9 protein-coding genes are annotated in these 8270 nt (G+C 73.8%); 2 read left to right on the top strand and 7 right to left on the bottom strand.

From position 1 onward, the window contains the following. The 4 genes from KGA66_RS26825 to KGA66_RS26810 form a co-directional block, all read right to left on the bottom strand. On the bottom strand, nt 1-316 hold a 316-nt coding region (locus tag KGA66_RS26825; protein WP_211471992.1), incomplete at its 3' end, for a LysE family transporter. A 125-nt stretch (nt 317-441) separates the two neighbouring features. Further along, complete coding sequence (locus KGA66_RS26820) at nt 442-1308, bottom strand: spermidine synthase (RefSeq protein ID WP_211471990.1); 867 nt, start codon at nt 1306-1308, stop codon at nt 442-444. A 90-nt stretch (nt 1309-1398) separates the two neighbouring features. After that, a complete protein-coding gene (locus tag KGA66_RS26815; protein WP_211471988.1) occupies nt 1399-2946 on the bottom strand; it encodes a pyridoxal phosphate-dependent decarboxylase family protein in 1548 nt (515 codons plus the stop codon). A 41-nt stretch (nt 2947-2987) separates the two neighbouring features. Then, the gene (locus KGA66_RS26810; RefSeq protein ID WP_211471986.1) at nt 2988-4160 is read right to left on the bottom strand and encodes a tyrosine-type recombinase/integrase; all 1173 of its coding nucleotides are present in this window, start codon (nt 4158-4160) and stop codon (nt 2988-2990) included. Nucleotides 4161-4298: 138 nt separating this feature from the next. On the opposite strand from KGA66_RS26810, the gene KGA66_RS26805 reads away from it, so the two are divergent. Next, entirely contained in the window at nt 4299-4850 is a 552-nt protein-coding gene (locus KGA66_RS26805) for a DUF6343 family protein (RefSeq protein WP_211471984.1), read from the top strand. Nucleotides 4851-5047: 197 nt separating this feature from the next. Here KGA66_RS26805 and KGA66_RS26800 read toward each other — a convergent pair whose 3' ends face one another. The 3 genes from KGA66_RS26800 to KGA66_RS26790 all read right to left on the bottom strand — a co-directional run bounded on the left by KGA66_RS26800 (nt 5048) and on the right by KGA66_RS26790 (nt 7207). Beyond that, complete coding sequence (locus tag KGA66_RS26800; RefSeq protein ID WP_211471982.1) at nt 5048-6037, bottom strand: pirin family protein; 990 nt, start codon at nt 6035-6037, stop codon at nt 5048-5050. Nucleotides 6038-6200: 163 nt separating this feature from the next. Further along, the gene (locus KGA66_RS26795; RefSeq protein WP_211471980.1) at nt 6201-6851 is read right to left on the bottom strand and encodes an SRPBCC domain-containing protein; all 651 of its coding nucleotides are present in this window, start codon (nt 6849-6851) and stop codon (nt 6201-6203) included. A 179-nt stretch (nt 6852-7030) separates the two neighbouring features. Then, a complete protein-coding gene (locus tag KGA66_RS26790) occupies nt 7031-7207 on the bottom strand; it encodes a DUF8730 family Cys-rich protein (RefSeq protein ID WP_211471978.1) in 177 nt (58 codons plus the stop codon). A gap of 264 nt (nt 7208-7471) precedes the next feature. On the opposite strand from KGA66_RS26790, the gene KGA66_RS26785 reads away from it, so the two are divergent. Next, nucleotides 7472-8270 (top strand): class I SAM-dependent methyltransferase (locus KGA66_RS26785; protein WP_211471976.1); only part of this gene is annotated, 799 nt, incomplete at its 3' end.

Genomic DNA, 8270 nt, shown 5'->3' with positions numbered 1-8270 from the left:
GCCCTACCCGCCGCGCGCGCAGCGAGCGCACCGACGAGCGCAGCATCCCCGCGCCGAGCACCGCCAGGTACGCCGCGCCAAGATACTTCACCGCGTCGAACGCCAGAGGCCAGCGCGCCAGCAGCGACGCGGCGCCCAACGAGGTGACCGTGATCAGGGTGCTGTCACCGAGGAACACCCCGCCCGCCGCGCGGTACCCGGTGCGCACGCCGCGGCGCGCAGCGACCGACAGCACGTACAGCGAGTTCGGCCCCGGCAGCACAATGACCACCGCCGCGCCGGCGACGTACTCCGGCAGGTTCACCGTCCCGAGCACGGCCCACGTCCTCCCACACCCCACGACACGACCACAGTCGCGCCATCATCACCCGGCCCGACCCCACACGCAAGTACCCGCCACCCACTGCGCCCCTTACCGCACAGTGCCGCGTCAGCCGATCCTCAAAGCTCGAACGCACCCGGCGGCGGCGCGGGGGAGGGCACCGCGTCCGCGTCCGTCACCGGCGCCGCCCCCGCGATCCACTCCTCGAGCTCGCGGCCCGCGGTCACGCGCGCCGGGAACGGGTCCGCGGCCGCGCGCCGCGCCAACTCGGCCACCGGCAGCGGCTCGCGCGCCCCGGCCAGCACCAGGTTGCCGAAGCGCCGCCCCCGCAGCACCGCCGGCTCCGCGATCAGCGCCACGTGCGGGAACACCGCGCGCACCGTCGCCGCCTGACCGCGCGCGAACGCCAGCGGCGCGCCGTCCGCGAGGTTCGCCGCGTACGCCCCGCCGGGCCGCAGCACCCCGGCCGCGAGCGCCACGAACTGCACGCTCGTCAGGTGCGCCGGGGTGCGCGCCCCGGCGAACGCGTCCGCGACCACCAGATCCGCGCTGCCCTCGCGCCGCGAGGCCAGCGCCTCGCGCGCGTCCCCGGCGCGCACCCGCAGCCGCCAGCGCCTGTCCCACGGCAGCCGCGCCCGCACGAACTCGATCAGCTGCGCGTCGATCTCCACCACCAGCTGCCCGCTGCCCGGGCGGCTGTGCGCCAGGTACCGCGGCAGGGTCAGCGCCCCGCCTCCCAGATGCACCGCGTCGATCCGCGCCGCCGCGGGGAACACCGCGTCCACCACGTGCGCCAGCCGTTGCACGTACTCGAACTCCAGTCGCGCCGGATCGTCCGGATCCACATACGACTGCGGCACCCCGTCCAACGTCAGCAGCAGCGCGCCGGGGCAGTCGACATCCGGCAGCAGCCGCGCCACACCCGATGCCGTCGACGCGGTCGCAGGCTGCGCGGCGGCGCGCCGCTCGCGGCGGGAAGGAGGCACAGTGCCCCATTATCGCGCGCCGCCGCAGCACGCCGCCCCGGACACCCGACCGGCCGCCCGCCCGCAACCTTCCGGGCGTCCGGCCGCGGCTCACGCCTCCCGCTCCAAGAGGCGCGCGCCCGCCTCCCGCACCTCGCGAACCAGCAGCCGGACATGCTCCAGCCGCGTCGCCGGATTAAGCACACACGCGCGCAGCATCGGCCGCCCCTCATACACCGACCCGGTCACGAACGCCGCCCCGCGCTGCTGGACCGCGGCCGGCAACGCGGCGTTGACCCGGTCCACCACCTGCTGCGCGACCCCCGCCGGCGCGTAGCGGAACGCGACGATCGACAACTGCACCGCCGCCGCCAGCTCCAGGTCCGGCGCCTCGCGCACCAACCGCTCCAGCATCCGCGCCGCGTCGTTGCACGCGGCGATGTCCCGCGCCAGCCCCGCCCGGCCGCGCGAGGCGATCGACGCCCACACCGGCAACGAGCGAAACTGCCGGGTCTGCTCGATCCCGTACTCGCTCAACCACCCCAGCGCGTCGCCCGACTCGTCCCGCAGATACGGCGGCACCAGCGAGAACGCCGCGCGCAACCCCTCCCGGTCGGCGACCAGCAGCGCCCCGACCCCGATCGGCACCTGCAACCACTTGTGCGGGTCCAGCGCCAGCGAATCGGCGCGCTCCAGACCCGCGAACCGCGCCGCGACCCGCTCGTCGAGCACCCCGAACGCCCCGTACGCGCCGTCTACATGCAGCCACACCGCGCCGCCCGGCGCCCCGCACACCGCCGCGATCTGCGCCAGCGGGTCGATCGCCCCGGTGTTCACCGTGCCCGCGCTCGCCGCCACCAGGAACGGCACCCGCCCCTCGCGCCGGTCCCGCTCGACCAGTTCGCTCAGCGCGGCCACGTCCATCCGCGCCCCCTGAGCGCCGCCGCCGGCCTCCGGCACGGTGCGCAGCGCCGCGCCACCGATCCCCAGCAGCTCGATCGCCTTGCGCACGCAGGAATGCGCCTCCGCGGTGGCGTACGCGGTCAGCCGCGGCGCGCCCGCGAGTCCCTGTCCGCGCACGTCCCAGCCCGCGCGCTCCAGCGCCCGGTGGCGCGCCGCACCCACCGCCACGATCGTGGCCATCGACGCCCCGGAGGTCAGCAGCCCGGCCCCGGTCTCGTGCGGGAAACCCACCAGCTCCGCCAGCCAGCGCACCACAGCCCGCTCCAGCGGCACGTCCGCGTGGTCCCCGCCCGCGCTCGACGGATTGGACGCTCCCGCCAGCAGCCCCGCCGCCAGCGCGGCCGGATGCGGCGCGGCGTTGACCCACCCGAAGAACGCCGGATGACCGTTGCCCATCGGATACGCGAGCACCTGCCGCGCGGCGTCGTCCAAAAGGTCGCCGGCGGCGAGCCCGTCGCACGGCAGCGGCGCGTTCAGCAGCGCGTCGCGCAGCGCCGCGGGCATCGGGCGCCACACCGGCCGCCCTTCCAGGCCGGCCAGGTGCGCGGCCGCGAGATCGGCCGCGGCCCGCAGCAGGTCTGCTGTCGCGACCGGTGGCGCGGCGTCGCCGTCCGTGCCGCGCGCGGACATCGGCCCGCCGGGGCAGGGGGCGCCGCCGGCTGAGGCGCCGGGGAAGACGGAAGAGGCATCGGGCACCTGGTGATCGTACGGCCGGGCGTCCGGCGCGCGCAGGGCCGTCAAGCACCGCCCGCCGCGGGCCGCCCGGCCGCGTGCGGCGCCTCGCCGTCGCCCTCGTGCTCCGAGAGCAGCGAGCGCAGCGCCTGATGCGTGCGGTTCGCCCGCACCGCCGCGCGCTGCTCGCGGGCCGTGGCGTCGATGTAGTTCTGGCTCGTGGTCAACGAGGCGTGCCCCAGCAGGCGCATGATCTCCACCGCGCTGGCCCCGTCCTCCGCCAGGCGCGTGGCGAACGTGTGCCGCAACGCGTGCACCAGCGCGCCCTGCGGGACGCGTGAAGAAACCCCGGCCTCCTGGTAGGCCCGCCCCACCAGGTACTGCAGCGCCCCGCGCCCCATCGCCGCGCCGTCCTGCCCCACGAACAGCGGATCCGAGCGCGCAGGCGCCCGCCCCGCGGAACGCGACCGGCGCGACTCCAAGTACTGCGCGAGCACCTCGTCCAGCTCCGGCTCCACCGGAATCGAGCGTTCCTTGCCGCCCTTGCCGCGCACCTTCAGGTACCGCTCGCCCTCGCGCCCGTCGAGGCAGGCGACGGTCAGCTCCAGCAGTTCGCTCGACCGCAGCCCCGCGCACAGCAGCAGCGCCACCACCGCGAAGTCCCGTTCCGGCCACGGCCTGCGCCGTCGCACCCGGTCCGGCGGCGCCGCGCTCGAGGCGAGCAGCCGCTCGGGGGTGTCCGTCCCGCGCAGCGGCTTGGGGAAGCGGTGCGGCGGGCGCGGCCGGTCCACCGTGCCCATCGGATTGCCGGGCACCACCGCGTCGGCCACCAGGAAGGAGAAGAACTGGTTCCACACCGACCACGCGCGCCCCACCGACGCCGCCGAGCGCGGCTGGGCGAACGAGGCGAAAGCCTGCCGCAGCGCCCGGCCCGTCACCACCTCGACCGGCAGATCCGGGCCCTCGACGCCGTGCTGAGCCCCCAGCAGCTGCCCGATCGCCTCAAGGTCCCGGCGGTAGGCCGCCAGCGTGTTAACCGCGTGCTTGCGCGCCTGGCGCGCCCGCAGGAACTCCTCCACACACGCGCCCAGCGTCCGCGCGGGATCGGACCATTCCCCGGCCGCCCCCGCAGCCGGTGCCCTTTCCCTCGCCGCCACCGGTGGGCCGGCCGGCGCCGAGGTGCGCGCGCCGTGCGGGCCGCCGCGCGCCGCGCCGGTGCGTCGATCATCAGGTCCCATGCCCGCGATTATGCGCGACCGCCACGGGTATCCGCCGCATGACCGGACGGCGGACCGGCCCGTGATTCGCACACTCGTGCAGCCCTGCGTGCCGAACCCCCGCGTCCCGCGTCGCACGATCGGAAGGCGCCTGACACCGTGAGCGAGAGCGGCCCTACCGGCATCTACCGCCACCGAGTCCGCAGCGGCGACGAACCGGTGCACGCCCGCAGCCCCCTGCGCCTGCGCCTGGCCCTCGCGCTGACCGGGCTGGCCAACGGCCTGGCCGGCGTCGTTCTCTTCGCGCTGCTCGGCAGTCGACCGCTGACCTGGGCCTTCGCCGCCCTGTGCCTGATCGCGCTGGCCAACGTCGTGCTCGTCGCGCATCGCATCCGCCAGGGGCCGCACTACCAGCCCGGGCCCGGCATACCGCCGTACCGGCCGCTGCCGCCGGAACACCCCGAACAAGGCCCGCGCGGCCCCGCCACGGCGCGCACGCGGCACCGCCGCTACCTGGTGATGATGGGCGCCTGCGTGCTGCTGCTGATCCTCGCCTGGGGCTGGATCCGGCTCGTCTCGGTCGCCGCCGCCGTCGCCATGAGCGCCGCGGCCGCGTTGCTCCCGCCGCTGGCCGCGATCCTCTCCAATGTCGACAGCCCCATCCTGCGCGACGATGAGCCCCCCGAGGACCAACAGCCGCCCGCTGACTGACTTGCGCGCCGCCGGGAGCGGCGAAATCCGCCGGTCCCGGCACACGTAGCGGCGCGCCCGCGGATGGAGGGGGTTTCCGCAGGCGCGCCGCGCCTCACACCGGCCCGCCGCGCCACCGGGGCGAGCCGGAAGTCCCACGGCCGGGCCGCGGTCCCGCGGTGATCGGACCGCAGCCTGACCCGAGCGTCATCCAGGCGTCATCGCGGGGCACGCTCACCCGGCTGCGTGTGCGGCGTCCGGCCCGCCGGGATCACGCCCATCCGCCCCGCTTGGAAGTCCTCGAACGCCTGGATCAGCTCCTGCTTGGTGTTCATCACGAACGGCCCGTAGTGCGCCACCGGCTCGCGGATCGGGCGCCCGCCCAGGATCAGCACGTCGAAGTCCGGGGTGCGGCCGTCCGGTTTCGTACCAGCCGCCACCGTCAGCGCATCGCCCGGGCCGAACACCGCCAGCTGCGAGGTGTGCATGGGCCGGCCCGCTGCGCCCACCGAGCCGTGCCCGGAAAGGCTGTAGACCAGCGCGTTGAAGTCCTCCCGCCACGGCAGCACCAGCTGCGCGCCCGGCCGCAGCGTCGCGTGGATCATCGTGATCGGCGTGAACGTGCTGCCCGGGCCCGTGTGCCCGGCGACCTCGCCCGCGATCAGCCGCACCAGCGCGCCGCCGTCGGGGGAGGAGAGCAGCGTCGCCTGGCTGCCCTCGATGCTCTGGTAGCGCGGCGGGTTCCACTTGTTGGCGCGGGGCAGGTTCACCCACAGCTGAATGCCGTGGAACAGGCCGCCCGAGACCACCAGCTGCTCCGGCGGAGTCTCGATGTGCAGGATCCCGCTGCCCGCGGTCATCCACTGCGTGGCGCCGTCGGTGATCTTCCCGCCGCCGCCGTGCGAGTCGGAGTGCTCGAACTCGCCGTCGATCATGTAGGTGACGGTCTCGAAGCCGCGGTGCGGATGCCACGGGGTGCCCTTCGGCTCGCCCGGCGCGTACTCCACTTCGCCCATCTGGTCCATGTGGATGAACGGGTCCAGGTCGCTGAGCGAGACCCCCGCGAAGGCGCGCCGCACCGGAAAGCCCTCGCCCTCGAACCCGGCGGGCGCGCTCGTCACCGAGCGCACCGGCCGCTGGCGCGCACCCTCGCCCGGTACGGGCACCCGCGCGAGTTCCAGCGTGCTGTCCACGGTCACGGCAGGCATCGCAATCCTCCTGGAGAAAACGCCGCCGGCCCCGGAGGGCCGCCGACTCCGAACGTCACGTTGTTGAACGTTCACCTATCTCAGGATAATCCCGCGGCCGGCCGCGGGGCCGCTCCCGCGCCGCGGCCCTTCGGCCCCGCGCGAACACGTTCGGCGCCGCAGCTCAGCCCCGGTCCTGCTCGCGGCCTGCGCCGGCCGCGTCGCCGCTGTCCTCGCCTCGGTCCGCCGGCGGGCCATCCTGCGGCCCCAGCACCGGTTCGAAAGCGGCACGATACCGCGCGAACAGCCGCTGCCATGTCTCGTCGGCGCCGCCCTGCTCATTCTGCGGGGGCGCGCGCCTGGCCAGGCGGTCCAGGCACACGTGCCAGCCGGCCGCGTTGCGCGCCGCCACCGGCGCAAACAGCTCGTCGAGCACGACCAGGCGCGTCCGGGTGCCGCAGGCGGCATCCAGCCCGAGAGGCGTGAGCTCGAAGCGCAGCGTCTCCTCACCCCACAGGTACGCCAGGGTGCGCGGAGGTTCGCACTCGAGCACCACCCCTTCGGTGGTGAACTCGGCGCGCCCTGGGAAGGCAAAGGTCAACGCGCCGCCGACCTCCCAGCGCTGCGCCGTCACCGAGCAGGGGAACCATCCGCGCAACCCCTCCGGCTCGGTCAGCGCCCGCCAGAGCTCTCGCGGGCCGGCGTCGAGCACCCGCTCGAACCGGATCGCCGGACGTGTGCCCACCGCCACCAGCCGCGCGTCGGACTCGTCGCCTTGCGGTGCAGGCTGCGCAGCCGGCTCGGGGGGCGGGGGAGAGACGTGCGATTCGTCCATACCGACCACTCCTCGCCGGGAACCGGCGGGCAGCGCGCCCGCCGTGCTTGCACCGCCCCGGCCCATCCTCGTGCACCCGACCGCACGCCGCCCACCGCGACCGCAGGCGCGATACGCCACCCGGCCGAGCATCGCCCGTTCGCTTGAGAGGCAGTCTCCTCTCGGGGCTAAGGACTGGCTCAGGACTGGCGGGAACCGAACAGCCGCCCGAGCAGGCCGCCGCCTTCGTGCTTCTGGTCGCTGTCGCAGCTGCACCGCTGCGAGCGCGGCACCCCGGCGAGCACCTGCTCCACATGCATGCCGCAGCCCTTGTACGTCGCCTTGCCACAGGTCCTACAGGTAGCACGCCGACACATTGATGTCTCCTTTCGGGTTCACGATGCCACGACTATACCCCATGGGGTATGTGTGTTCGCGGAAGGGGGCGGTGCCGAGCCGCGGACTCGCCGCGGCCCGCGCACGGCACGGGCGCATCGGCCACGCACGCCCGTGGTCGCCGTGTTTCGCAGTCCGGGCCGCGCCGGGGCAACGGCTTTGCGAAAACTGTGAGAGAGCACCAGGTACGTCTCCGGAGTGAAGTCGATTTGCTACCGACAGTCACATCGGGGATCATCTGCGGCGTGAAATCGACGGTCGATGAAGGTCAACTCATGCTCACAGGCCCCGAGCTGGCCAAGCTCTACGAAGCCCGTTTCACGGACGCGGAGCTGACGGCCAAACGCCACATGTGGGAAACGCTCTGCCGTCGATTCCTGAGTCCGTACATCGGCTCCGGAGACACTGTTCTCGATCTCGGCGCCGGGCGATGCGAGTTCATCAACGCGTGCCCCGCGCCGCGGAGAGTGGCCGTCGATTTGAACCCCGAGACTCCACGTTTCGCGCAGGAGGGCGTGCACGTGGTGCTGACGGCCAGCGACGACCTGTCACCCATCGCCTCCGCCTCGGTCGACGTGGTGTTCTCCTCGAACTTCTTCGAGCATCTTCCGGACAAGCGGACGCTCCTTCGCACGCTCGAGGAGTGCGCCCGCGTGCTCGTCCCGGGCGGCCGGCTGCTCGTCCTGATGCCGAACCTGCGTTTCCTGCCGGGCAGTTACTGGGACTATTTCGATCACCATCTCCCGCTCACGGATCGGAGTCTGGTCGAGGGCATGCGAATGGCCGGATTCGAGCCGGACCGCGTGATTCCGCGTTTCCTGCCTTATACCGTCAAGGATTCACCGCTCACGGTAAGGCCCTGGCTGGTGCGCACATATCTGAAGCTGCGATGGGTAAACGTTCACCGGTGTCACGGGTGTTGCCCGACGTTGAAGATGAGGATGTCGGCGGCATCGATGCTGGGGCCGCATGGTGACGGAAACGCCCTGCCCGGGGTCAGCCGGGCAGGGCGTTGGTGCTCACGGTGTCGGTGGGATCGTCAGT

This window comes from Actinocrinis puniceicyclus (genome assembly GCF_018283645.1).
In the GTDB taxonomy this organism is placed as follows: Bacteria; Actinomycetota; Actinomycetes; order Streptomycetales; family Catenulisporaceae; genus Actinocrinis; species Actinocrinis puniceicyclus.
The sequence above is the reverse complement of the archived record's forward strand: the minus strand, read 5'-3'. Positions and strand labels throughout refer to the sequence as shown.